This is a genomic window from Devosia soli, from assembly GCF_000970455.1.
In the GTDB taxonomy this organism is placed as follows: Bacteria; Pseudomonadota; Alphaproteobacteria; order Rhizobiales; family Devosiaceae; genus Devosia; species Devosia soli.
Genome location: NZ_LAJG01000014.1, coordinates 473,180 through 496,620, shown reverse-complemented (window position 1 = coordinate 496,620; position 23,441 = coordinate 473,180). Strand labels below are relative to the sequence as shown.

24 protein-coding genes are annotated in these 23,441 nt (G+C 61.2%); 11 read left to right on the top strand and 13 right to left on the bottom strand.

Annotated elements, in window-relative coordinates; translation table 11 throughout:
* Nucleotides 1-11 precede the first annotated feature (11 nt).
* Entirely contained in the window at nt 12-1,217 is a 1,206-nt protein-coding gene (carA, locus tag VW35_RS06465) for a glutamine-hydrolyzing carbamoyl-phosphate synthase small subunit (RefSeq protein ID WP_046142145.1), read from the bottom strand.
* Nucleotides 1,218-1,401: 184 nt separating this feature from the next.
* On the opposite strand from carA, the gene VW35_RS06460 reads away from it, so the two are divergent.
* Nucleotides 1,402-1,857, top strand: a complete 456-nt coding sequence (locus tag VW35_RS06460; protein ID WP_046142144.1) for a GatB/YqeY domain-containing protein — start codon at nt 1,402-1,404, stop codon at nt 1,855-1,857.
* Between the two features lie 37 nt (nt 1,858-1,894).
* Here the strand turns inward: VW35_RS06460 and VW35_RS06455 are convergent, their stop codons facing one another.
* The 3 genes from VW35_RS06455 to VW35_RS06445 form a co-directional block, all read right to left on the bottom strand.
* Entirely contained in the window at nt 1,895-2,344 is a 450-nt protein-coding gene (locus VW35_RS06455) for a glutathione S-transferase family protein (protein WP_052951543.1), read from the bottom strand.
* Nucleotides 2,345-2,599: 255 nt separating this feature from the next.
* A complete protein-coding gene (locus VW35_RS06450; RefSeq protein WP_046142143.1) occupies nt 2,600-3,748 on the bottom strand; it encodes a GGDEF domain-containing protein in 1,149 nt (382 codons plus the stop codon).
* Between the two features lie 99 nt (nt 3,749-3,847).
* Nucleotides 3,848-5,032, bottom strand: coding sequence for an MFS transporter (locus tag VW35_RS06445; protein ID WP_046142142.1), 1,185 nt, complete (start codon nt 5,030-5,032; stop codon nt 3,848-3,850).
* A 186-nt stretch (nt 5,033-5,218) separates the two neighbouring features.
* Here VW35_RS06445 and VW35_RS06440 point away from each other — a divergent pair, with 186 nt between their 5' ends.
* Nucleotides 5,219-5,776, top strand: a complete 558-nt coding sequence (locus VW35_RS06440) for an HdeD family acid-resistance protein (protein WP_046142141.1) — start codon at nt 5,219-5,221, stop codon at nt 5,774-5,776.
* On the opposite strand, the gene VW35_RS06435 is transcribed toward VW35_RS06440, so the two are convergent.
* Complete coding sequence (locus VW35_RS06435) at nt 5,773-6,132, bottom strand: hypothetical protein (RefSeq protein ID WP_152662502.1); 360 nt, start codon at nt 6,130-6,132, stop codon at nt 5,773-5,775. The genes VW35_RS06440 and VW35_RS06435 overlap by 4 nt on opposite strands.
* A gap of 154 nt (nt 6,133-6,286) precedes the next feature.
* Between VW35_RS06435 and dnaG the strand changes: the two genes are divergently transcribed.
* The 5 genes from dnaG (at nt 6,287) to VW35_RS06410 (ending at nt 11,393) form a co-directional block, all read left to right on the top strand.
* Nucleotides 6,287-8,251: a DNA primase gene (gene dnaG / locus VW35_RS06430; protein ID WP_342016518.1), complete on the top strand. Its 1,965-nt coding sequence runs from the start codon at nt 6,287-6,289 to the stop codon at nt 8,249-8,251.
* 187 nt (nt 8,252-8,438) lie between these two features.
* Nucleotides 8,439-10,496, top strand: a complete 2,058-nt coding sequence (gene rpoD, locus VW35_RS06425) for an RNA polymerase sigma factor RpoD (RefSeq protein ID WP_046142138.1) — start codon at nt 8,439-8,441, stop codon at nt 10,494-10,496.
* Nucleotides 10,497-10,507: 11 nt separating this feature from the next.
* Entirely contained in the window at nt 10,508-10,807 is a 300-nt protein-coding gene (locus VW35_RS06420) for a DUF2442 domain-containing protein (RefSeq protein ID WP_046142137.1), read from the top strand.
* Nucleotides 10,807-11,100 carry an HlyU family transcriptional regulator gene (locus tag VW35_RS06415; protein WP_046142136.1) on the top strand — a complete coding sequence of 98 codons (294 nt, stop codon included), beginning with the start codon at nt 10,807-10,809 and terminating at the stop codon, nt 11,098-11,100. The genes VW35_RS06420 and VW35_RS06415 overlap by 1 nt, the downstream gene beginning before the upstream one ends.
* Before the next feature lie 71 nt (nt 11,101-11,171).
* Complete coding sequence (locus VW35_RS06410; RefSeq protein WP_046142135.1) at nt 11,172-11,393, top strand: hypothetical protein; 222 nt, start codon at nt 11,172-11,174, stop codon at nt 11,391-11,393.
* 3 nt (nt 11,394-11,396) lie between these two features.
* Here VW35_RS06410 and VW35_RS06405 read toward each other — a convergent pair whose 3' ends face one another.
* The 5 genes from VW35_RS06405 to VW35_RS06385 form a co-directional block, all read right to left on the bottom strand.
* Nucleotides 11,397-11,978, bottom strand: a complete 582-nt coding sequence (locus VW35_RS06405; RefSeq protein ID WP_046142134.1) for a uracil-DNA glycosylase family protein — start codon at nt 11,976-11,978, stop codon at nt 11,397-11,399.
* Nucleotides 11,929-12,972, bottom strand: a complete 1,044-nt coding sequence (locus tag VW35_RS06400; RefSeq protein WP_046142560.1) for an LLM class flavin-dependent oxidoreductase — start codon at nt 12,970-12,972, stop codon at nt 11,929-11,931. Before VW35_RS06400 ends, VW35_RS06405 begins: the two co-directional genes overlap by 50 nt.
* A gap of 93 nt (nt 12,973-13,065) precedes the next feature.
* Nucleotides 13,066-13,758, bottom strand: coding sequence for a tellurite resistance TerB family protein (locus VW35_RS06395; RefSeq protein WP_046142133.1), 693 nt, complete (start codon nt 13,756-13,758; stop codon nt 13,066-13,068).
* Nucleotides 13,759-13,920: 162 nt separating this feature from the next.
* On the bottom strand, nt 13,921-14,289 hold the full coding sequence (locus tag VW35_RS06390) for a hypothetical protein (RefSeq protein ID WP_052951542.1): 369 nt from the start codon (nt 14,287-14,289) through the stop codon (nt 13,921-13,923).
* Nucleotides 14,290-14,578: 289 nt separating this feature from the next.
* On the bottom strand, nt 14,579-16,885 hold the full coding sequence (locus VW35_RS06385) for an OmpA family protein (RefSeq protein ID WP_052951541.1): 2,307 nt from the start codon (nt 16,883-16,885) through the stop codon (nt 14,579-14,581).
* 257 nt (nt 16,886-17,142) lie between these two features.
* On the opposite strand from VW35_RS06385, the gene VW35_RS06380 reads away from it, so the two are divergent.
* Together VW35_RS06380 and VW35_RS06375 are read left to right on the top strand one after the other, a co-directional pair.
* Nucleotides 17,143-17,562 carry a secondary thiamine-phosphate synthase enzyme YjbQ gene (locus VW35_RS06380; protein ID WP_046142132.1) on the top strand — a complete coding sequence of 140 codons (420 nt, stop codon included), beginning with the start codon at nt 17,143-17,145 and terminating at the stop codon, nt 17,560-17,562.
* Nucleotides 17,563-17,564: 2 nt separating this feature from the next.
* Nucleotides 17,565-18,395, top strand: a complete 831-nt coding sequence (locus VW35_RS06375) for a sulfite exporter TauE/SafE family protein (RefSeq protein WP_046142131.1) — start codon at nt 17,565-17,567, stop codon at nt 18,393-18,395.
* A gap of 168 nt (nt 18,396-18,563) precedes the next feature.
* On the opposite strand, the gene VW35_RS06370 is transcribed toward VW35_RS06375, so the two are convergent.
* Nucleotides 18,564-19,280 carry an SIMPL domain-containing protein gene (locus VW35_RS06370; RefSeq protein WP_046142130.1) on the bottom strand — a complete coding sequence of 239 codons (717 nt, stop codon included), beginning with the start codon at nt 19,278-19,280 and terminating at the stop codon, nt 18,564-18,566.
* Nucleotides 19,281-19,495: 215 nt separating this feature from the next.
* Here VW35_RS06370 and VW35_RS06365 point away from each other — a divergent pair, with 215 nt between their 5' ends.
* Both VW35_RS06365 and VW35_RS06360 read left to right on the top strand, forming a co-directional pair.
* Nucleotides 19,496-20,647, top strand: coding sequence for a fumarylacetoacetate hydrolase family protein (locus VW35_RS06365; protein WP_046142129.1), 1,152 nt, complete (start codon nt 19,496-19,498; stop codon nt 20,645-20,647).
* Between the two features lie 48 nt (nt 20,648-20,695).
* Nucleotides 20,696-22,135, top strand: a complete 1,440-nt coding sequence (locus tag VW35_RS06360; RefSeq protein ID WP_046142128.1) for an aldehyde dehydrogenase family protein — start codon at nt 20,696-20,698, stop codon at nt 22,133-22,135.
* 60 nt (nt 22,136-22,195) lie between these two features.
* On the opposite strand, the gene VW35_RS06355 is transcribed toward VW35_RS06360, so the two are convergent.
* Nucleotides 22,196-22,618, bottom strand: coding sequence for a DMT family transporter (locus tag VW35_RS06355; RefSeq protein WP_046142127.1), 423 nt, complete (start codon nt 22,616-22,618; stop codon nt 22,196-22,198).
* On the bottom strand, nt 22,615-23,112 hold the full coding sequence (locus tag VW35_RS06350) for a DMT family transporter (protein WP_046142126.1): 498 nt from the start codon (nt 23,110-23,112) through the stop codon (nt 22,615-22,617). The genes VW35_RS06355 and VW35_RS06350 overlap by 4 nt, the downstream gene beginning before the upstream one ends.
* Between the last annotated feature and the right edge of the window lie 329 nt (nt 23,113-23,441).

Genomic DNA, 23,441 nt, shown 5'->3' with positions numbered 1-23,441 from the left:
GATCAACGTTTTCAGGCTGCTGGCGCTTGAAATTCTGGCTTTTCGGGGAGCCCCTTCTCCTTGCGCACCAAATTGAGGAAGCGCGTGAAGAGATAGTGGCTGTCCTGTGGGCCGGGGCTGGCTTCAGGGTGGTATTGCACCGAGAAGATCGGCTTGCCATCGACGGCGAGGCCGGCGTTGGAATTGTCGAACAGCGAGATGTGGGTCTGGGTGACGCCAGCGGGAAGCGTCTCGGCGTCCACGGCAAATCCATGATTCATCGAGGTGATTTCCACCTTGCCCGTCGTCAAGTCCTTCACCGGGTGATTGGCGCCGTGGTGGCCCTGGTGCATTTTGCTGGTGGTGCCGCCGAGGGCGAGGCCGAGGAGCTGGTGGCCAAGGCAAATGCCGAACATGGGCTTGCCCGTTTCCATCAGCTTCTGGATTGTCGGCACGGCATATTTGCCGGTCGCAGCCGGATCGCCGGGGCCGTTCGAGAGAAATATGGCGTCAGGGTTGTGGGCGAGGACGTCGGCGGCCGAGGCCGTGGCCGGAACGACGGTCACCTTGGCGCCTTGATCGGCCAGGCAGCGCAGGATGTTGCGCTTGGCGCCGTAATCGATGGCGACGACATGGAAATCGGGCTTGTCGAGCGTGCCGTAACCTTCGTTCCACTTCCAGCTCGTCTGGTCCCAATGATAGGTCTGGGCGGTGGTGACTTCCTTGGCGAGATCGAGACCTTCAAGGCCTGGGAAGGCGTTGAGTTCGGCCATGATCGAGCCTTCGTCGAAATGTCCGCTGGGCTCGTGAGCGATAACGCCGTTGGGCATGCCGTTTTCGCGGATGCGGGCAGTTAGGGCGCGGGTGTCGATGCCGGCAATGCCGATGATGTTGCGCTTCTTGAGCCAGGCGTCGAGCTTCTCAGCGGCGCGATAGTTGGACGGGTTGGTGATATCGGCTTTGAGAACCACGCCCCGGACGCCGGAAAGGGCGGCCATGTTCACCGTCTCGATGTCTTCATCATTGGTGCCCACATTGCCGATGTGGGGGAAAGTGAAGGTGATTATCTGGCCGGCATAGGAGGGGTCCGTGAGAACTTCCTGATAGCCGGTCATGGCGGTGTTGAAACACACCTCGCCGGCGGCGTGGCCGACTGCACCGATGCCATGGCCCTCAAGGCGCGTGCCGTCAGCCAGAATAAGAACTGCGGTCGCGGGGAATTGCTGCCAGCCGGTCACGGTCGGTCTCCATGCTTGGTTCGTCGGTTCGCGCGCCTAGGTGGCGGCAAAAGCCGCTGCAGGGGTGCGAGGTATGTCGGTTGAGGCCTCCTCTTAGAAGGCCGAGCCGGAGAGCGCAAGTGGCGCGACCGGCGTTTCATGCCTATATGGGGCACTCATTCTGCATGGCAAGGAGCACATCAAGATGCGCGAAACGATCAGCGAAGGCCTCAAAACCGCCCTCAAGGCCCGGGATCAGCGGCGCACGGCAACGCTTCGCTCCATCAACGCCGCGATCAAGGATCGCGACATCGCCAATCGGGGTGAAGGCAAGGGACCGGCAACCAACGATGAAATCCTTGCGATGATCCAGAAGATGGTCAAGCAGCGCGAGGAGAGCTTTGCGATCTATGCGCAGGCCGGGCGCGCCGACCTGGCGACGGTGGAAAAGGAAGAGATCGATATTCTCAACGAGTTCCTGCCCAAGCCGCTGACGGAAGAGGAAGTGGCTGCGGCGATTTCTGCGGCCATCACAGCGAGCGGCGCCGAGGGCCCGAAGGACATGGGCAAGGTCATTGCCGAGCTCAAGGCAAATTATCCGGGGCGAATCGATTTCGGCAAGGTGAGCGGCCAGGTGCGAAACGCCCTGGCAGCAAAGTGATAAGAGTGGGGCGCTGCGGGCGCCCCATTTTTTTGGCTCAAGCCAAGCCGGCAAATGGTTCGCGCCAGGCGTCGATGTCGTTGACGCGATCGTGCCGGGCGCGGATGTGGGGGAAGATGTCGAGCGGGATGAGGCCCTGCTCGGCATAGGGTAGGGCCGAAGCGACGCAGAAATCGGCATAGGTCAGCTTGCCGCCAACGAGCCAGTCGCGGTCCGCGAGTGTTGAATCCAGAATAGTGGCGAAGCGCTTAAAATCATTGGTTGTGCCCTCGACGACCTGCGGATCCGGATCGCCAATGAAGGACTTGGCTGTGTGGTTTTGCCAGACAAGGGCCGCGCCGGCATTGGTGAAGTGATGGGCGCTCCAGCGGACCCACATCATCATGTCGACGGCGTATCCATCGGGCCAGAAGTCCCCACCGGCGAGGCGGGAAAGGCGAAGTGCGATGGCGTCGGCTTCCCATAGTGGCGCGCCGTCTTCGACCAACAATGGTGCAAGCGAATTGGACTTAAGCGGCAGGAACTTTTTCCGGTCGGCGCCACGGGCTCACAGCGCACGAATTTCACCGGTGAAGCGAGATAGCGCGCAACGGCCACGGCGACGCGTGGATTGGTGTTGTGAGTGTAATAGAGCGTTTTCTGGCTCATGATGTCCTCGTTCTGGCAGGCTCAGTCTCGGCCCTACGTGGGACGACGCATGCCGACATCGGCGCTCGAGTATTTTTCGCAGACCTTTTTCTCTTCAGGCGACAAGCCGGAGGGGCGCGAGGCGGACCTGGTTTCGGCCGCCGTTCTTGGCCTGGTAGAGGGCGGCGTCTGCGCGACTGAGCAGCGCTGAAAATTCTTCGTCCTTGGCTGGGATGGCAAGGCCGATGCTTACCGTGGCGACGAGGCCGTTATCGTCGATGGCAAGACCGAGCTCGGCGAAGCCTTTACGGATGCGCTCGGCGATGGTCTGTGCCGTATCCTGGTCGACGCCGGTCAAGACCGCGCAGAACTCTTCGCCGCCGATCCGTGAGGCGATGTCGCCCTGACGCAGTTCCTGACGCAGGATATCGGCGAAGCGTTGCAACGCGCGATCGCCTGCCGCGTGGCCCATGCGGTCGTTGACTTGCTTGAAGTGATCGAGATCGAACATCAGCACCGCCGTCGTGTTCGGCTGCCGGCCCGAACCAAAGCGGTCGAAGAGGGCGCGCCGGTTGAGCACGCCGGTCAGGGAATCGGTATTGGCTTCGGTGTGATGGCGATGCGCGGCGCGGGCGTAATGGAGCGTCAGCGTCAAGGCGCCGATGCCCGTCAGGCCGACAAGCGACATGATGGAATTGAAATCCTCGGCCCAGTTTTTCGGAGGGGCCGTCAGCACCCAGCGTTGCTCGCCGATAAGAACTATCGCGCAGGCAAGAAATGACGCCGCGGTCACGGCATAGAGCAGGGCGTTGGCCATGAGCGCGACGTGGGGATGGTCCTTGCTCTGCCAATGCTCATAAGCGCAGCAGAGGAGAAGTATTGCGGCGGTGATGTTGAGAAGGATCACGCCGATGCCAGTCAGTCCCACAAAGAAGGGCACGGCGATGACGATGATGAAAAAGCTGCCCAGGGCGGCCGGCTGCCAGACGGAGGCGTTGGGGTTACGGAAGCGACGCGAGCCGCCGTAGACAAAGCTGAAGCCGCCGAGAATGAGCGAATAGGGCAGGAGATGCTGGACGAGGCCGTAGGTATCGCTCGGCAGGCCAAGGCAGATGACGCCCATAACAACCAGCGCCATGCCGGTTGCGCCCAAGACGAGGTAAGTCTCGGACCGGGCGTTGAGCCAGCCGATCACCAAGGCGGCCAGAAGCGAGGCACTCGAGAAGGCTATGCCGATCAGCAATGTGGCATTGTCGATGACCATAGGCCCACCCGTCCGCGACGTTCTCCCTTAGCGGGAAAATTAACAACGCTCTCTTACAGACAAGATGCAATTATACGGATCAGCCAATATTTTAGTGCATCACTCGGCGGGGGCCGGCACGGGCGGCATGGCGCCGGCGCTGCGATCCCAGAGGCCGGAAACTAGCGCGATCGCTGCAGCAAGTGCCGAGGAAACGCCACCAATCAGCGGCAGAAATTCATATCCGAGGCCGGAGTCGATGACCGACGCGCCAAGCACTGCACCGATGGCGATGCCGATATTGAAGCCTGTGGGAATCAACGCGGAAGCAAGGTTCGGAGCGTCTGCGGCCCAGGCGAGAACGCGCGACTGAACCGGGGAGCCAAAGGCAAAGTTGACGCCGCCCCAAACGATTGTGGCGATGGCCATTGCCGGAGGATGCGGGCTGACAAAGAAGATTGTCACGAACATAACCGCTTGCAGCGTCAGGATGGCGATCAGCGATGGCATCAGCTTCCAATCAGCCAGACGGCCGCCGATGAAGACACCGATAGTCGAGCCGACGCCATAAAGCAGCAGGACCCATGGCACGACGCCGACATCGAAGCCGGAAACACTGGTCAGCAGCGGAGCGATGTAGGTGAAAAGGCTGTATTGGCCGATCATCACCAGGATGACGATGAAGAGCGAGGCGACGATCTGCTGGCGGCCGAGCACCCTGAACTCGCGCACGAAGCTGCCCGAGGTCGTTTCCGCCGCGGCGTTGCGCGGCAGAAAGACTGCTACGGCGATTGTTGCCAGAAGGCCGATGGCCCCGACGGTCCAAAAGGTCGCGCGCCAGCCAAGTGCATTGCCTATAGCCGTGCCACCGGGAACGCCTAGGATATTGGATACGGTGAGGCCCGAAAGGATGAGTGCAACCGCAAAGCCGCGTCTTTCCGGCGAAACGATGCTTACTGCGACGATGGCCGCGATGCCGAAATAGGTGCCGTGTACGACGGCGACGAGAATCCGCGCAGCCATCAGCAATTCAAAGCTCGGCGCTATGGCGCACAAAACCTGCCCGAAAATAAAAATGCTGCCAAGAAGGAGGATCAGGGCCTTCCGGGTCATTTTCTTGGTCGCGACGGCAAGGAGGGGGCCGCCGACGGCAATGCCGATCGCATAGCCCGAAATGAGGTAGCCCGCGACCGGGATCGTGACGCCCAGGCCCGTCGCAACTTCGGGCAGGATGCCTGCGATAACGAACTCGGCGGTACCGAACGCGAACGCGGCGAGGAAAAGGGCGATAAGAGGCAGGGACATGACAGGGCGACCGCGAAAGCAGCTTGAAAGTGCGCGTCTCTTTTCACGCATACGGCCGTCGGACAATGCAGATTCTCGGGCGGCAGGTATAGAAAATCTCCAGCGCCTCCATCTGGCGCACTGATTTCGTCGGAGCTAGAGTTTGCCCGTTGGACCGGGCCGTGACGGCCCGATGGAGGGCGACCGATGATTTCTTCACAGACTAAGCGCCGTTTTGCCTTGGCCACCGCGCTGCGCGGCTTACTGATGCTGATCGCGGGACTTTATGCGATCATCTTTCCGGCCGACGCGCTTACCGTGCTCGTATTATTCGGCGGCGTTCTGCTGATCATCGATGGCGTTCTGGGCCTCTGGAGCCTAACCTTTGGCGGCGGCAAGAGCGGGAATTACTGGTTCGACATCATTGCCAATGCCGCCTCGCTCTTGCTCGGCGTCCTGTTTTTCATTCAGCCCTTCATCGCGACGATTTTTACCGCGACCTTGCTCGGCACCCTGGTTGGCCTTGCGGCGCTGGTGGTTGGGGCCATGCAGATTGTCGTCGTGGTCCGTGAGCGCGAAAGCTATGCGCGGATCTGGCCTGTGGTGCTCTCGGGCATTTCCTATGTGCTGCTCGGGCTCGTATTCCTTTTCTTCCCGCTTTTGACGGCGACCCTTGGTATGATCATCGGTGGAGTGATGCTGGTGGTTTTCGCCATAGGGCTATTCGGGTGGGCCTGGCGGCTCTACCAGTCGAGCAAGGCTTAATTGGCCGCGCGATAGGTGACGCTGACGCCGGCGACGGTTTCGTCACTGCGATAGGGCTTCTGACCCGAGGGCGTCGTCAATTCGAGCGCGCTGACGGAAATCCAGCGCGGGGAAAGGTCTGCGTCGACGCCGACGGAATAAAAACTCGCGGCGTCGAAAGGTACTTCCTCGCCGGGAGGGACGAGCGCCGCCTGGGTATTGGCTTCGGTGTTTCCGCAATCACGGGAGAAAATCACGACATCGAACGCGGCGTTAGGAGACGTCAGTCGCTCGCGCTCGCTGACCGTACAGGCGGGGACAAGGCCGGCGACCATCCAGAGCGTGGCGCCGATAAGCAGCGCTGGGAGAGCGGTCAAGGCGAGGAGGACGCCGATCGGAAGTTTTCGATAAGTAGGCAATGGATCTGCGCTGACTGCCGGAAGTTGCAGCGACCCTAGCGGAGAAGCGACTTTTTCGCTAGGGAGGCGACGGCGCCCAGCGCAGGGGATAAGCGGGGCGTCGAGGGATGACTTGGCGCCGGCAAGCGCCTATCTAGGCTTCATGCGCTTTTCCGATACGTTCCTGGACGAGATCCGCCAACGCCTGCCGATCACGCAGGTGGTGGGCGAGCATGTGCTTTGGGACAAGCGCAAATCCCAGCCCGGCAAGGGTGATATGTGGGCCTGTTGCCCGTTTCATGCCGAAAAGAGCCCGAGTTTTCACGCTGACGACCGGCGTGGCATCTACCACTGCTTTGGATGCGGGGCGACGGGCGACCATTTTCGGTTCCTGACCGAAAAGGCCGGACTGAGCTTTCCCGAGGCGGTGGAAAAGCTCGCTGGCATGGCGGGCGTGCCGATGCCGGCGCGGGATGAGCGGATCGAGCAGCGCGAGGCGGCGCATAAGGGGCTGCTCGAGGTCATGGAGATCGCAGCACGCTACTTCGAGGCGGCGCTGGCGCACAATATCGGGGCGCGTGCGCGCGGATATCTGCTGGAGCGCGGCGTGTCACCGGCGAGCCAGACACGGTTTCGGATCGGCTTTGCGCCCGACAGCCGCAACGGGCTGAAGGAGCATCTGGCGGCTAATGGCGTCACGGCTCAGGCGATGATCGATGCTGGCCTCGTGACCAGTCGTGACGATGATCCGCTCACCTATGACCGGTTCCGCAATCGCGTCATGTTTCCGATCACCGATTTCAAGGGCCGGATCATCGCTTTTGGTGGCCGGGCGCTGAGCGCCGATGTGCCTGCCAAGTATCTCAACTCCCCTGAAACGAGCCTCTTTTCCAAACGGCAGACGCTCTACAACGGCCATTCCGCCCGCGGCGCGGTGCGCGACGGCGCGACGGTGATCGTCGTCGAGGGGTATCTCGATGTGATCGCAGCGGTCTCTGCCGGTTTCGAGGGCACGGTAGCGCCGTTGGGCACGGCTTTGACGGAAGAGCACCTGCAGCTTCTCTGGCGCATGGTGGAGGTGCCGGTGCTCTGCTTTGATGGCGACAAGGCGGGCCTCAAAGCGGCGGAGCGGGCAATGGATCTCGTTCTGCCCCATCTCAAGCCAGGCAGAACAGTCAAGATCGCGACGTTGCCGGAAGGGCAGGATCCGGATGACCTGATCAAGGCGCAGGGACGGCAAGCCTTTGCAGACGTAATCGACAAGGCCCGGAGTCTGTCCGACATGCTCTGGAGCCTTGAAACCGGCGGCCTCGTTCCAGAAGCGCCGGAAGAGCGGGCGGCGCTGCAGGCGCGCTTGCGCGAGCGCGCCAATTCGATCCAGGACGCGACGGTGCGCTTTCATTACCAACAGGCGTTCGACGAAAAACTGAAAGCGTTTTTTGCCCCGATCCGTCAGGGCAGGGACGGCGGGCGAGGCGGACGCCCAAGCTATGGTCAGAGCGGGGCCTACGGCTTTCCCTCGCGCGGAACGCCGCGGCTTGTCGTTTCGGACACGCTGCGCAATTCGCGCTTGTTGCGCGGCTCAGCCGGGATCGAGGCGACCCCTCGTGAAGCAACCATCGTTCTCACGCTTGTCAATCATCCCGCGCTGGTCGAAGACAAATTTGAGACGTTGGCGGCAGTCGATTGTGAAACACCGACCGCACAAAAGGTTTTGAGCGACATCTTGGCCCTCGTCGTGCGGCACCATGATATCTCGGCGCCCGACCTACGCGCTGCGCTGGGCGCACGCGGCCATGGCGCCACGCTTGACCGAATGGCGGATACACTTGTGCGGCAAGGGGTGTGGCAAGTTGGCGCCGACACCGCACTTGTCGATGCGGAAACCGGATTAAGTCATGCGCTGGCCTTGCATAACAAGAAAGTTCAGCTAAATAGGGAACTCAAGGCAGCCGAAGCGGCGCTGGGCGAAGACCCGAGCGATGAAACCTTTGAAAGGCTGCGAGACATCAAGAACCAGATTACCACTGTCGATGGCACAGAGGCATTGATCGAAGGGTTTGGTTCGCTATCTGGACGCGCGACTCGCAGTTTTTAGAGCAATCTAAAGACCGGCGACGACGCGCGATTTCGCATATGGCCGATATGTCATTGCGTCCCGAAGCGAACCATCATGAGGCTGAGGTGTTAACGCCTCGGTGACCAAACCTTTACCTTGTCTTGAGCTGTCACCACCTATGACAAGTCCGGCGCCCGAGATGCCCGCGGGTCCCGAGGAGTAGCATATGGCCACCAAGGCAGCGAACAAAGCCAGCAAGGAAACCGAGAAGCCCGAATCCGGAGCTCCGGAAGCCTCCAATGACAGTCCTCTGATCGACCAGAACGATGCTGCGGTCAAGAAGCTGATCAAGGTCGCCAAGAAGCGCGGCTATGTGACCTATGAAGAGCTGAACGCCGTTCTGCCCTCGGACGAAGTCAGCTCCGAGCAGATCGAAGATTTCATGTCCATGTTCTCGGAAATGGGCATCAACGTCGTCGACGAAGACGAGGTCGAAGAGACCGAGGTTGAAAAGGACGAGGAAGAAACCGGCAGCGAAGTTGCGCCTTCGGGCGGCACCGCCCTCGCAAATACCTCGAACACTAAGTCGGGCTCGGATCGCACCGATGACCCGGTGCGCATGTACCTGCGCGAAATGGGCTCAGTGGAACTCCTGAGCCGCGAGGGCGAAATCGCCATCGCTAAGCGTATTGAGGCCGGTCGCGAGACCATGATCGAAGGCCTCTGCGAATCGCCGCTGACCTTCCAGGCAATCATCATCTGGCGCGATCAGCTCGCCGAAGGCGAAATTCTGCTGCGCGACATCATCGACCTCGAAGCAACCTATGCGGGCCCTGATGCCAAGCAGGCCGCGCCGGAAATTCCGGTCGCACCCGCGCGCGTCGAGCCCGAGCCCGTCAAGACTGCGGCAAAACCTGCGCCGCGCCGCGCTGCGTCATCGGATAGCGACGACGACTATGTGCCCGAAGAACCGGAAGCCCCGCAGGATCCGGTTGAGGACGACGACGACGAATTCGACAATGCGCTCTCGCTTTCGGCCATGGAAGCGGAGCTCAAGCCGCAGGTCGTCGAGACGTTCAACCGGATTGCCGAGGCCTATGGCCAGATGCGCGTGATGCAGGATCGGCACGCCGAAGACCGCACCGCGACGGTTTCGGTTTCGGAAGCCAAGAAGCTCGAAACGCTGCGTGGTGATGTCATCACCGACGTGAAGTCGCTCTCACTTAATACCAGCCGTATCGAAAGCCTCGTCGAGCAGCTCTACGACATCAACAAGCGCCTGGTGCGGCTTGAGGGCCGTTTGCTGCGCCTTGCCGAGAGCTATGGCGTCAAGCGCGAAGTGTTCCTGCAGAACTATTACGGCCGCGAACTCGATCCGACTTGGGAGACTGCGCTCAATAGTTTTGACGGCAAGGGCTGGACCGAATTTGCCCGCCGCGAAGCCGATACCGTGCGCGATATCCGTCACGAGATCGCAACGCTTGCGACAGAGACCGGCCTCGATATCGCAGAGTACCGCCGCATCGTTCACAAGGTGCAGAAGGGCGAGCGCGAAGCAGCGATCGCCAAGAAGGAAATGGTGGAAGCCAACCTTCGCCTCGTGATCTCGATTGCCAAGAAATACACGAACCGCGGCTTGCAGTTCCTGGATCTCATCCAGGAAGGCAATATCGGCCTCATGAAGGCCGTCGACAAGTTCGAGTATCGTCGCGGTTACAAGTTCTCGACCTATGCGACCTGGTGGATCCGTCAGGCGATCACGCGTTCGATCGCTGACCAGGCACGGACCATTCGTATCCCGGTGCACATGATCGAGACGATCAATAAGATAGTCCGGACCTCTCGCCAGATGCTGCACGAGATCGGCCGCGAACCGACGCCGGAGGAACTCAGCGAAAAGCTGCAGATGCCTTTGGACAAGGTCCGCAAGGTGCTCAAGATCGCCAAGGAGCCGATCTCGCTCGAAACGCCGATCGGTGACGAGGAAGATTCCAACCTCGGCGATTTCATCCAGGACGTGAATGCGATCCAGCCGATCGATGCGGCGATCCAGTCCAACCTGCGTGAAACGACGACCCGGGTTCTCGCTTCGCTAACGCCCCGTGAAGAGCGTGTGCTGCGCATGCGTTTCGGCATCGGGATGAACACCGACCATACGCTCGAGGAAGTCGGCCAGCAGTTCTCTGTGACACGCGAACGTATCCGCCAGATCGAAGCCAAGGCGCTGCGCAAGCTCAAGCATCCGAGCCGGAGCCGGAAGCTGCGGAGCTTCCTCGACAACTAGGGGGCAGCGCGATGGCTGCTCCACGTCTGAAGATCACAGCTCTTCGCGCGGCTATTCCGTTCAAGCTGTCGGTGTCGTTTTCAGACGGCACCCATGGCGTCTTCAACGCGGCGCCGATGCTCGCCGAACGCGGCGAGGGAACGGAGCCGCTTCGGGATCGGGGCTATTTTGCCAAGGTAGAACTGGTCAACGGCAGGCCGATCTGGCCGAACTATTTTGACATCTCCCCGCAATGGCTGCAGGAGGAGATGGAGAGGCGCGGGGAGCTCGAACGCCCCAAGCCGCCCAGACGCAGTTTAGGGAGTGCCTAATGTCTTTCTGGAAGAAACTCTTTGGTGGCGGCGGCGTAGAAGACAGCGCTCCGGCTGGCGACAAATCGCTGGGTGAAGAGAGCTATAAGGGACATCTGATCAAGGCGATCGAGATGCGTGCCGGCAGCGAATACCAGTTGGCTGGTACAATCGAGAAGGACATCGGCGGCGAAGTGAAGTCCTACAAGTTCATCCGCGCCGACCGCATGGGCTCGAAGGATGATCTCGTGGCTCTGGCCCTTAACAAGGGCCGCCAGATCATCGACGAACAAGGCGACGGCATCTACCGCTAGTTGCGCCTCGACTTTTGCATTTTGACCGCGGGCCCTTCGGCTCGCGGTCCTGTTTTTGAAGGATAGGTCTCATGGCCAAGAAACCGACTGCACGCACTGAATTCGTCATGTTCGACGTCATCTATGAAGATGGTTCGCAGCGCTCCAATCGCAAGGTGGACGCCAATCTTCTGGGTGGTCTCGATGGGGACGAGCCGGCCAAGGCGGCCATCGAAGAGCAGGACCGCGCGATTTCGGAAAAGTCGGGCATGCCGCCGCTGGCGATCAAGTCGATCAAGCGGTCCGGAAAGTAATCGTCAGGCGAGGGCGCTGGCGATTAGACCTGCGCGCTTCGCGAAATCGAACCCGCGGGCGCTTGGATGCGGCACGGCCGTGTGGGCCAGGCCGTGTCTGCGGCAGACGCGGGCAGCGACTTCGCCAAGCGCTACGATCCGACGGCCTTCGATCTCATATCTGGCCACCGCATCGAACGAGATATCGATGTGCTTGCTCGCCACGGCGGCCGACCGTGTCGCCGGCAGCAGGTGAAAAGCATGGGTGACGTAGATGTCCGAACGCTTTAATCCAGCTTTCGATAAAGCCAGATCGAGCACGCGATTGAAAGGCATGCTGGGCAAGTAGCCTAGCTGTCCAAGGGCTGTGCGATGCTCGATCGCCGAGGGCGCATCGAGATAATTATACGTCAGAAGCACCGGTCCGTTCGGCGAGCAGGCCGAGAGATGATAGGGCGTAGTCCATTGCCCATCCAGCCCAACATCGGCGAAGCTGAGATAGCCGGGCAGAGCCAGCGCGCGACGGCGCTGGACCCATCCGGCATATCGCTCCTGATCAGCTAGGGGCCAGTGCCTTATCGATGGCGGGCTTGACGACTGTTCCATAGAGCTCGATGGCCTTCATGACCTTATCGTGGGGCAGGGTACCGACGCTCAATTGCAGGCCGAAGCGATCGTGCTTGAACCATTCGTGCTGCATCAGAATCTTGTCGACTACCTCCTGCGGAGAGCCCATGTAATAGGCGCCATCTGGCGTGGTGCCGGCATCGAACTGGGCCCGCGTGGTCGGGGGCCAGCCGCGTTCGGCACCGATGCGGCTCATCGTGGCGCTATGGGCGGGAAAGGCGATGTCGCGCGCAGACTTACTGTCCTCGGCGATAAAGCCGTGGCCAGATACCCCGACCTTGAGGAGCGAGGCGTCGTGCGCCATCTTGGCGCCGGTCTGGCGATAAAGATCGACCAGCGGGGCGAACTGCCGCGGGCGGCCACCGATGATGGCGATCATCAAAGGCAGCGCATAATAGGCAGCACGGGCAACCGAATTTGGCGTTCCGCCGACGGCGATCCAAAGCGGCAAGGGGTTCTGGATCGGTTGGGGATAGACGGCGATGCCGTTTAAGGCCTGAGTGTGCTTGGTGCCGGACCAGTTGATCTTGCCGCCCTTGCGCAGGGCCAGGAGCATTTCGAGCTTTTCTTCGAAAAGATCATCGTAGTCGTTGAGATCGTAACCAAAGAGCGGAAAGCTTTCGATGAACGAGCCGCGGCCAGCCATGATCTCGGCGCGGCCATTGCTGATGAGATCGAGCGTCGCGAACTGCTGCCAGACCCGAACCGGGTCTTCGGAGCTGAGCACGGTGACGGCGGTTGACAGGCGAATGTTCTTCGTCCGCGCCGCAGCAGCGGCAAGTACGGTCACGGGTGAGGAGGCGACATAGTCCGGGCGGTGGTGCTCGCCGAGTCCGTAGAATGCCAGCCCCAGTTGATCCGCAAGCTCAATCTCTTCGATCAGATCACGCAGTCGTTCGGCGGGTGATTGGACCTGCCCGCCATTGAGCGGATCCGGGGTGTTTTCAGCGAATGAGTAAAGTCCGAGTTCCATGGCATTCTCCTTGCGGCCAGAGATGGCGGCGCGGGCAGAAACCATCAAGAACGCACATGAGTGATACCGCGCCAAGGCGCGGTGTCGGCACGGTCAGACATTCGTGGCCGATGGCGTATAGGCCCAAGGCTGTGGGGCAGTCGGCGCCGGCTCGGGCAGCTTTTCGCCGGCGGCCTTGTGAATTTCAGTCACGAGAGCCGGATCAAGCCGGAGCTTGGCAGCAAGGGCCTGCAGGTATGCCTGTTCGGCCGCTGTGTCGGCAGTGATGGCAACGAGAGAAGCCGCGTATATTTCAGCCGCATGTTCGGGTGTATCGGCACGGGCAACGACGGCGTTGATATCAAGCGGGCTTGAAAGCTCGTCGAAGACCCAGGCCTTTTCTTCGGCCGAAAGCGGCATGGTCTTTAGGCGCTCGAAGATGGCGTCTTTCTCCTCGGCATCGATTTTACCATCGGCCTTGGCCGCCGCGATCATGGCTCGAACGAGAGTCTTGCCGAGTTCTTCGTGTGCGGCTTCGTTGCCCGGCGCGGGGATGAAGGCGTCTTCGCGCACTGGCTGGGGGGCGCCCGCGCCAGACTGGTTCGCTTGATACGTCTGCCAGGCCTTATAGGCGAGGCCGCCGACCGCGGCGAGAGCGCCAAGCTTGGCTGCGTTTCCGAGCAGCTTTGTGGGCTTGCCGCCGGACATCAGCAAACCAGCGGCAAGGCCGGCCGCGCCGGTCATGGCGGTGCGCTTGCTGTTTGGATCGGTCTGGATAGCTTTGATAATCTGATCGATGTTGAACATTAGCGCTCCCGTTCTTGCTTTCAGTCGAGATGGGAAGTGCACGGGCCACACGCAAGTCTATCGGTAAGCGCTATTGTGACGCAGGCAGCAAAAAGCCCCGGTTCAAGAACCGGGGCTCGAAGGGCCTCGAGGGGGAGGGGGTCGAGGCCGTTTTCCAGGCTATTAGTTGGCCGGGGTAGCAGCAGGCTCAGCGGCTGGAGCCGTGGTGGCCGGCGTTTCGGACGCCGGGGCAGCTTCAGTGGTTGTCGTCGGAGCCGGGGTTGCGGCCGGGGCTTCAGTCATCGGCGCAGCGTTGGGCGTAGCAGCCGGCGCTTCAGTCATCGGGGAGGTCGTTTCCACGGCCGGAGTGGTGCTGTTCACGTCGACCGAAGTCGACGGGCCGGAATTGGCCGAGAAAACCAAGTAACCGATGGCGAGAAGTGCCAGGGCAACAATGATGCCGACAAACCAGCCAGTACCATTGCTTTCGCGGGTATAGACCGTACGGTTGCCGTCGTTGGTATAGATGGTATCACGTTCTGGGGTAGCCATTTTTGAGCTCCTTGCTTCGAATTCTGGCTAAAGAACGCACCGGGTTGCGCGACAGTTCCGTTGTTTGTGATCACAACATTCCGTCAACTGTTGGCGCTGGAAAATGTACTTATTTCAGCCAGATACGCGCGGGTTCAGAGGTCGGGGCCGGTGCTTTTGGAATCTTTTTTTAGGTTTCATCGATCACGGCAAGGAAAACCGCAGGCAAATGAAGGTCGAAAGTTGCACCCGCAGGGGCAATGAAAAAGGGCCGGACGATTGTCCGGCCCTTTCCGCGCATTGCTGTCGCTTAGTTGGCGGCGACGGTGATCAGCGGCGTGATGCGGCGGATCGTGACGCGGCGGTTTTCGCGCTCGGCGCTCTCCGTACGGATCTTCAGGTAGCGTTCGCCGTAGCCCTGGGTTGCCAGGTTTTCGGGCGGGACGCCGTAGAAGTCAGTCAGGATGCGAGCAACGGTTGCAGCACGCAGGTCCGAGAGGCGCAGGTTGGCGATATCCGAGCCGACGGCGTCTGTGTGACCTTCAATGAGGAAGGTTTCCGCTGGGTTCGACTTGAGCAGTTGAAGCATCCCGTTAGCAACGGCCGAGAGCGAGGCGACCTGATCGCGGTCGATCGTAGCGGCGCCAGTGTCGAAGGTCAGGTTGCCGACTTCGAGACGACGAACGCTGTCACGGACGCGAGCTGAACGCTTGACTTCGTCAATCGAATAGAGGCGTTGCACCTGTTCGACCGGCGGCTGGCGGAAGAAGGTCTCGACTTCGTTCTCGTCTGCATAGGAGGCATCGAGGACATAGTCCCGAACCGGAATATTCAGACGGAGCGGCGGCAGGTCGAGGCCCGGATCGCGCCAGGTCAACAGTTCGTCGTCGTAGCGATCATCAAAATAAGCGAGGACGATTTCACGACCATCTGGGGTGATGCGCGAGCGACGGAGGATGTCGCCGTTGCGGTTGCGCACGGTCACCACCTGGCTGCCATCGGGACGCGATACGACTTCCCGCACGCGGCCATTCGGCAGATTCTCGTAATAGACCTCGTCCTGCTGCGGATTGTAGAAGCGGTCAGTGTCCTGGCCGATCGAATTAACGATCAGCTGGGTGCCCACCTGCAGGATGACCTGGGTCACGAGATCGCTGGCATTGGCCTCCCGAACCGGGACCTGCTCGACAACGGTGACGTTGTTCTGCTGGCCGATGTTGGTCTGGGAATTATCGACGACCGTCGTGTTGTTGTTGATGGTCGTGTTGTTAGTCGTGCCAGAGTTGTTGTTGGTGATGTTCGTGATGTTGGTGATGTAGTTGTTCACCACCGTCTGGTTGACCGTCGTGTTCTCGGTCGCGGTCACTTCCGTGCCCTGTTCGGCGGTCGCCGACATGGCAGTGGCGTCGACTGCCAGCGAACGAATTTGTTCGGACTGGGCAGCTTCGTCATTTTCAGGCGGGGCAACGCGAGCGGCCGCCTCGGCTTCAGTCGCAGCCTGAGCATTGGCGTCGGCAGCGGCTGGTTCAACCGGGGCTGCTTCGCCTTCAGGCGCAAGCGTCACGTCCTTGGCACTATCAAGCACCGGAGCAATCTGTTCCTGCGTTACGCCTTCGGGGAGATCCTCGATGACTTCGGCGGGCTGGCCATCCACGGTGACCTGGCCTTCGGCGGCAGGTGCGTTGGGATCGACGGTGCCGTCAGCGGGAGCTGCGGGCTGACCTTCAGCCGGAGCGTCAGGGGTCACGTCCTGCACATCCGGCAGCGGGTTGAGGCTCAGGCCGAGCGGAGCAAGGCAGGAGTCTACGTCGGGCAAGCCGGCATTGGCGCAGATTGCGTTGATTTCGGCGAGAGCCGCATCGATACGCGACTGGGCACCGGCGGTGTCGCCACCAGCGGACAGTTCGGCAACAGCAGCATTATAGGCATCGACCTGCGCCGTCAGCGACGAAGCGATGTCCGAACGGGCAGCCGGTTCTTCAGCAGGAGCCTGTTCGGGCGCAGCTTCAGGAGCGGCCTCTGGCGCCTGCTGGGCTTCGACCGGCGCTTCCGGCTGCGGAGCAGTTTCAGGAGCGGGTTCTGCTTCAGGTGCAGGTGCAGCTTCCGGGGCAGCCTGTTCGGCAGCCGGCGCCGCTTCAGGGGCCGGCTCAGGTTCTGCCTGCATGGTCTGCATTTCGGGCTCGGCCGCAGGTTCTTCAGCAGCTGGAGCTTCCGGCGCGGGTTCTACCGCGGCAGGTTCTTCCGGAGCGGCTTCAGGCTGGGGTTCCGGTTCGACGGGGGCAGCTTCAGGCTGCGGTTCCGGCTCAGCAGGAGCGGCTTCCGGAGCAGGCTCAGGCTGCGGTTCGGGTGCCGGGGCAGCTTCTTCCGGCGCAGGGGCGGGTTCCTCTGCGGGGGGCGCTGCTTCTTCAACAGGAGCTTCCGATGCCGGTGCGGCTTCCTCAGGCGCAGGCGCAGCTTCGCCAGCGGGCTGGGCTGCGATACATTCATCGAGTGTCGTGAAGCCCTGATCGATACAGGCCTGCGGCAGGTCCGCCGGAGCGTCCTGCGCAAAGCTCGGCGGAGCCATGCTGATCAGCGTCAGGCTGGTGCCGGCGAAGAGCCAATTTCTAAGGCGCATTATTCTTTCCTTCGTCGTAGGTGACACGTTGTGCCGAGCATCGTGGGAAATTTCTGAACGGAGGCTGAATGGTCAACCTCGCTCCAGCCCACGGCATAGCATCCCCGTAAGCCCCGAAACGCCGCAGTCTGACGCCGGTTCCGCACCATACGAGATGATCTTGTGGATGCTTGATTTAGGCAGGATTGCGGCGCGGCGAACTGTTCAAAAGATCGCGGCCTCGCAGCTGGAGCGGTATCGTGCTAGTTGGCCAAGGCATGCGCCAGGCCATCGAACAGCTCACGATTCCCACGTCCGGACAGGCTCTTTACGAATTCACAGGGAGGGTGGACGACGCCATTGTGCGATCGGGCGTCGAAGTGGGGCTCGTCACGGTCTTTGTCCGCCATACGTCCTGCTCGCTGCTGATCCAGGAAAATGCCGATCCGGATGTGCAGGTCGACATGCTGGGCTATTTCCGGCGGCTTGTGCCCGAGGGGATGGATTGGCTTATCCATACACTTGAAGGGCCCGACGACATGCCGGCTCACATCAAGGCAGCGTTGACGCAGACTTCGATCGGCATTCCGATTTCGGATGGGCGGGCAATGCTCGGCACCTGGCAGGGCATCTATCTCTTTGAACACCGCAAGCGTCCGCACCGGCGTGAAGTGGTGCTTCATATCATCGGGGAATAAGCATGGATTGGGTTGCCGTCATCAGCTATTGGCCCTTTGCGCTGGGCATGCTGGCCACAGGTGTCGTATCCGGCGTCGCAGCAGGCCTGCTCGGCATCGGTGGCGGGGCGGTGATCGTGCCGGCGCTCAGCAACGCCTTGTTGTTGATGGGGTTCGATGCGGAAGTCGTTCAGCATGTAGCGGTAGGCACTTCGCTCGCCATCATCATCCCAACCGGCATCATGAGCGCGCGCTCGCATCAAAGGCGCGGGGCGCTCGATACGAACGCGCTCGGGCTCTGGACGCCGTTCATCGTTGCCGGAACGTTTATCGGCGGGTTGATGGCCGGCTGGTATTCCGGCGACGTGTTGCGGATCGTCTTTGCAGTGATGGCCTTCGTCATTGCGGCCAATATCGTCTTCTCGTTTCAGGCTAAGCTCATGGGACACCTGCGCGGCTCCAAGTTAACGCACCGCATCGCGGCGTTCATCGTCGGCTATATCTCGTCGCTGATGGGGGTCGGCGGCGGGTCGCTCACGGTGCCGACGCTCGTGGCCTTTGGCGAGACCATGCATAAGGCGGTGGGTACTTCGGCGGCGATTGGGGTTGCCATCGCCATTTCCGGGTCGCTGGGGTTTTTGATTTCGGGGTGGGGCGTTGGCGACCTACCGCCGTTCAGCCTCGGCTACGTCAATCTCGTCGCACTGGTGCTGGTTGGGTTCACGGCGGCGCTCTGCGCGCCGATCGGCGCGGCGCTGGCACATCGCCTGGACCAGAAAACGCTGAAATATGTCTTTGCCACCTTCCTCGTGGCGGTGGGGCTCAACATGCTCTGGAAGGTGCTGTTCGGCTGAGATGACAGGTGGGGGCGGGGTGACTACGGTGGGACCGCCCCCACCCTCCAAGCCCCCTCAACAGGGGAACCCGGAAATCTGGATGCACCTGCCTCGAAGGCCTGAACCGATTGCTCGGCTCGAGGGGGCAGGTGCGCTCTTAACGTGGCCGGTTCAAGGCCAGCGCGATCAATTCGTCGCCTGGGCGTCCAATTCCCACTGAACATTGACGCCGATCTCAAAGGTCATTTCGCCAGCTTCGACCGGCACGGCGGCCTGTGCTACATCAGCGCGGGCATACATCGGCATCGGGATAGGGCTGTTGATGTTCTGGCTTTCCGAAATGGATTCGAGCTCACCCAGCGTGGCGCTAGCGGCGGTGGCATAGAGCTCGGCCTTGGCGCGGGCGTCGGCGAAAGCCTTCTTGCGCGCTTCGTTGTAAAGCTCGGTAGGGTCGGCGACCGAGAAGCTGATGCCGTTGATGGTGTTGGCGCCGACATTCACCGACTTGTCGAGAATGGCGCCGAGCTCTTCGAGGTCGCGGACGGCAACGGTGACCGTATTGGAGACCTGGTAGCCGTTGATCTTGGGCGGCAGGGTATAGCCGTTGGAGTCGCGATTGTCCGAATAGACATAGTTCGGGTTGACCGAGAAGCCCGACGTCTGGATGTCGCGCGCTTCGATTCCAGCTTCCTTTAGCGTTGCCAGCAGGTCGGCCATGGCCGCCGTATTGGCATCAAGCGCTTCGCGCGCGGTCGTGCCCTGGGTCGTAACGCCCGAATTGATCAGCGCCATGTCCGGTGCCGCGCGAACCTCTCCGCGTCCCTCTATAGTGATGGTGCCGGCATAGGCTGGGATAGTTGCGGCCAGCAGGGCGAGAGGGGCAAGGGCAGTCACGAGACGCATGGGAAACTCCTGAGTGTTCGGTGAGGCATTCATTCCCCACCCATTGCGTCAGTAATGCGGCACGGATGAACCACAGTTGAATGGATGGTTAGGCTGGCGTTTATCGCTGACCGCCTGAGCGCGCTGCCCAATAAGTATGATTATTTTGCGCTCAGGCTTGCGCCGCCGCGGCGCGACGGGTTAGGTCTGCCCCAACATTTTAGTGGGGAGCCAAAATGGACGCGACGATTATTCCTGACGGCGTACTCCTTGGACGCGCAAAAGTACCTGGCTTTATCGAGCCGAGGGTCGTCACCGTGCGTGACGGGCAGGTGTTCGACATCACGGCCAAGGGCATGGCGACAGTGCGAGACATTGCCGAGAGCGGCCGCGCGGCCGAGCATGTTCGCTCGGCAAGCGGCAAGTCGGTTGGCGCCGTGGACGCGATCATCGAAAATTCGCGCACTGGTCAGACCAGTAAAAATTTGCCGGCTTTGCTCTCTCCCATCGATCTCCAGGCCATCAAGGCTTCGGGTGTGACTTTCGTCGTTTCGCTGCTCGAAAGAGTAATCGAAGAACAGGCCCGCGGGGATAAGTCGCGCGCGGATGCGCTGCGGACAGAAATTCTCGACCTGATCGGCACCGATCTTTCCCAACTCGTGCCGGGCTCCGAGCCGGCAATGAAGGTCAAGGCCGCACTGATCGAAAAGGGTGTTTGGAGCCAGTACCTCGAAGTGGGGATCGGTCCGGACGCCGAGATTTTTACCAAGAGCCAGCCGATGAGCTCGGTGGGCTTCGGCGCCGAGGTTGGGCTGCATCCGATTTCGAGCTGGAACAATCCCGAACCGGAAGTGGCACTGCTGGTCACCAGCAAGGGCGAGATCGTCGGCGCGACGCTGGGTAATGACGTCAATCTGCGCGACGTGGAAGGCCGCTCGGCGCTGCTCCTGGGCAAGGCCAAGGACAACAATGCCTCGGCTGCGCTCGGACCATTCGTGCGGCTCTTCGACGGCGAGTTTACGCTAGAGACCGTCAAGAATTCCGAGATCGCGCTGCGCGTCGAAGGCACCGATGGTTTTGTGCTCGAAGGCGCTTCGAACATGGCGCAGATTTCGCGCACGCCGGAATCGCTGGTGGCGGCAACCATCGGCAGCCATCATCAGTATCCGGACGGGCTGGTGCTTTACCTCGGCACGATGTTTGCGCCGGTGAAGGATCGCGACGGGGTGGGCAAGGGCTTTACCCATAAGATCGGGGACACGGTCTCCATTTCGACGCCATCGCTTGGTACTCTGACCAATACCGTCAACCTTTCCACCAAGTGTCCGCCTTGGACCTATGGCACGAGCCATCTGCTGCGCGATCTTGCCCGCGCCGACCTCCTTTAGCCGCCGCGTTTTGCCGGCAGCCCACTGAACAACCCGAAAGGCCTCGATATGAGCGAATTGCACAAGAACCTGATCAATGGTGAGTGGGTCGGCGCCGATGGTGTCGAAAACATCAATCCGTCCAACATCAACGAGGTGGTCGGCGTCTACGCGCGCGCGACGGCCGACGAAACTAAGCAGGCGATTGCCGCTGCAAAGGCAGCGTTCCCGGCGTGGTCGCGCTCGGGCATTCTTGAGCGTCACGCGATCCTTTCCAAGACCAGCCAGGAAATCCTAGCCCGCAAGCAGGAACTTGGCGAACTGCTGAGCCGCGAAGAAGGCAAGACGCTGCCCGAAGGCATCGGCGAAGTCACCCGCGCCGCGCAGATTTTTGACTTCTTTGCCGGCGAAACGCTGCGCTTGGCGGGCGAAATTCTCCCGAGCGCGCGTCCGGGCCTGACGGTCGAAATCACCCGTGAGCCGGTTGGCGTTATCGGCATCATAACGCCGTGGAATTTCCCGATCGCCATTCCGTCCTGGAAGATGGCGCCGGCGCTGGCCTATGGCAACACGGTCGTCATCAAGCCGGCAGATCTCGTGCCGGGTTCGACCTGGGCGATCGTCGATATTCTCGTGCGCGCAGGCCTTCCGAAGGGCGTCGTCAACCTCGTGATGGGCAAGGGTTCCGTGGTCGGCCAGACCATGCTCGACAGCCCCGATGTCAATGCGGTTTCGTTCACCGGTTCGGTAGGGACGGGCAAGCGGGTCGCCGAGGCGTCGATCAAAGTTGGCCGCAAGTTCCAGCTCGAAATGGGCGGCAAGAACCCGACCATCGTGCTCGACGATGCCGATCTCAAGGTTGCCGTCGAAAGCGTTGCGCAGTCGGCGTTTTTCTCGACCGGCCAGCGCTGCACGGCGTCGAGCCGCGTGATCGTAACCGAAGGCATTCACGACAAGTTCGTCGAGGCGCTTGCCGAGCGTACGCGTAACCTGCGGGTGGGCGATGCCCTTGATAAGAATACCGAAATTGGGCCGGTGGTCGATCCGGGCCAGCTCAAGCAGGACACCGACTACATCGAGATCGGCAAGGGCGAGGGCGCCAAGATCGCGGCCGGTGGCGAGCGAGTGACCAAGGATACGGAAGGCTACTTCCTGCAGCCGACTCTCTTTACCGAGGCGACGAACTCCATGCGGATCGCCCGCGAAGAAATCTTCGGGCCGGTGGCTGCTGTCATTCGCGTGAAGGATTATGAAGAGGCGCTAGCGACCGCGAATGACACCGAATTCGGTCTTTCGGCCGGGATCGTGACGACCTCGCTCAAGTATGCGACGCACTTCAAGCGCAACTCGGAAGCGGGCATGGTGATGGTCAATGTGCCGACCGCCGGCGTTGACTTCCACGTGCCGTTTGGCGGGCGCAAGGGCTCGTCGTATGGATCACGCGAGCAGGGCAAGTATGCGGCCGAGTTCTTCACCATCGTGAAGACGGCGTACACCGCAGCCGGCTAAAGGCCACGAAATCTCGATGTGAAAGCGGGGCCGAGTGGCCCCGTTTTTGTTAGCATTCCGTTATCGCCGACGTTGTGTGAGCGCCATTCCCGCTAAAATCATGACGATGCCTAGGGCCGAAGCCCAGATCGTCACGGGTGCGCCGCGCACGAGATCGAAAATCACGCCGAAGACCATTTGGCCGGCGATGACGAGGAGCGTCGAATTGACGGCGCCGATGCGGGTGATGAGCCAGGAACCGGAAGCGACGAAGACCACGCCGATGGCGCCGCCGGTGAAAACCCACCAAGGCATCTCGCCGATATGGGCAGGGATAAGTCCGCCGATGACGAGCCCAATGAGGGTGAGGACGGCGAAGCCGACGACGTGATTCCAGAAAGACGAAATCATCGGGGTCGAGGACATCGACATGCGGCCATTGACCTGGCGGCTGAGGATGACGAGGACGCCGGCGGAGAAGGCGGCGATGAGCGGCAGGATCATGCGGCACCCAAGCCGAAAAGTATGATGAGGAGGCTACCGCCGGCAATGAGGATGACGGCGCCGGCATCGCGCAGATCGAGGCGACGGCGGGCGAGGCCGAGGAGGCCCCAATAATCGGCGGCGAGGCTGAGGACGACCTGGCCGGCGAGACCGAGCGCCAGAGTGCCGGCGAGGGCGAGGGGCGAGTTGACGGCAGTCGAGGTCAGCATGACGGTGACGGCGCCGAAAATGCCACCAAGATAGGCCCAGAGCGGTGCCTTGCCGTGCTGTGCTTCGGCGATTTTGGTGGCGGCGCGTTCGCGGCGCCAGATCAGCGCGAGGACCGCGACCGCGACGATGGTGCCGACGCCATGCGCGAGCCATGACGAGAAAAGTGCGCCACCAAGGCGACCGGCTTCGCCATTGACGAAAATGGCCAAGGTAAGAAGGCCGCCGCTGGCAAAAGCCGCGAGAAGATGCAGCGGATTGGGCCGCTGGGTCTGGGATGGGGTCATGGGGTGATTCTGAGTGAAAGCGTTGGGGCAGTGTATGCGTTTGTGGGTTGGGGTTCATCCCCACTGTGGGGTAGGCGATGACGTACAGCTTCACTTAGTCACCAAACCCATTGGTCTTCCTTCGGGCTTGACCCGAGGATCACTGATCGCGGCCAAATTTTTGGGGCTCCCGTACTGGCCCTCGGGTCGAGCCCGAAGGAAGGAGGGTGGTTGGTGGGGCCTTGTGAGACTGATGGTATCCTTAGCCGGGTCGAGAAAGATCGCGTTTGCCGCGGGATCGGTTCAGGCCGGCAAAGCTTTATGAAGGTGAACAAGACGGGTGATGGGGC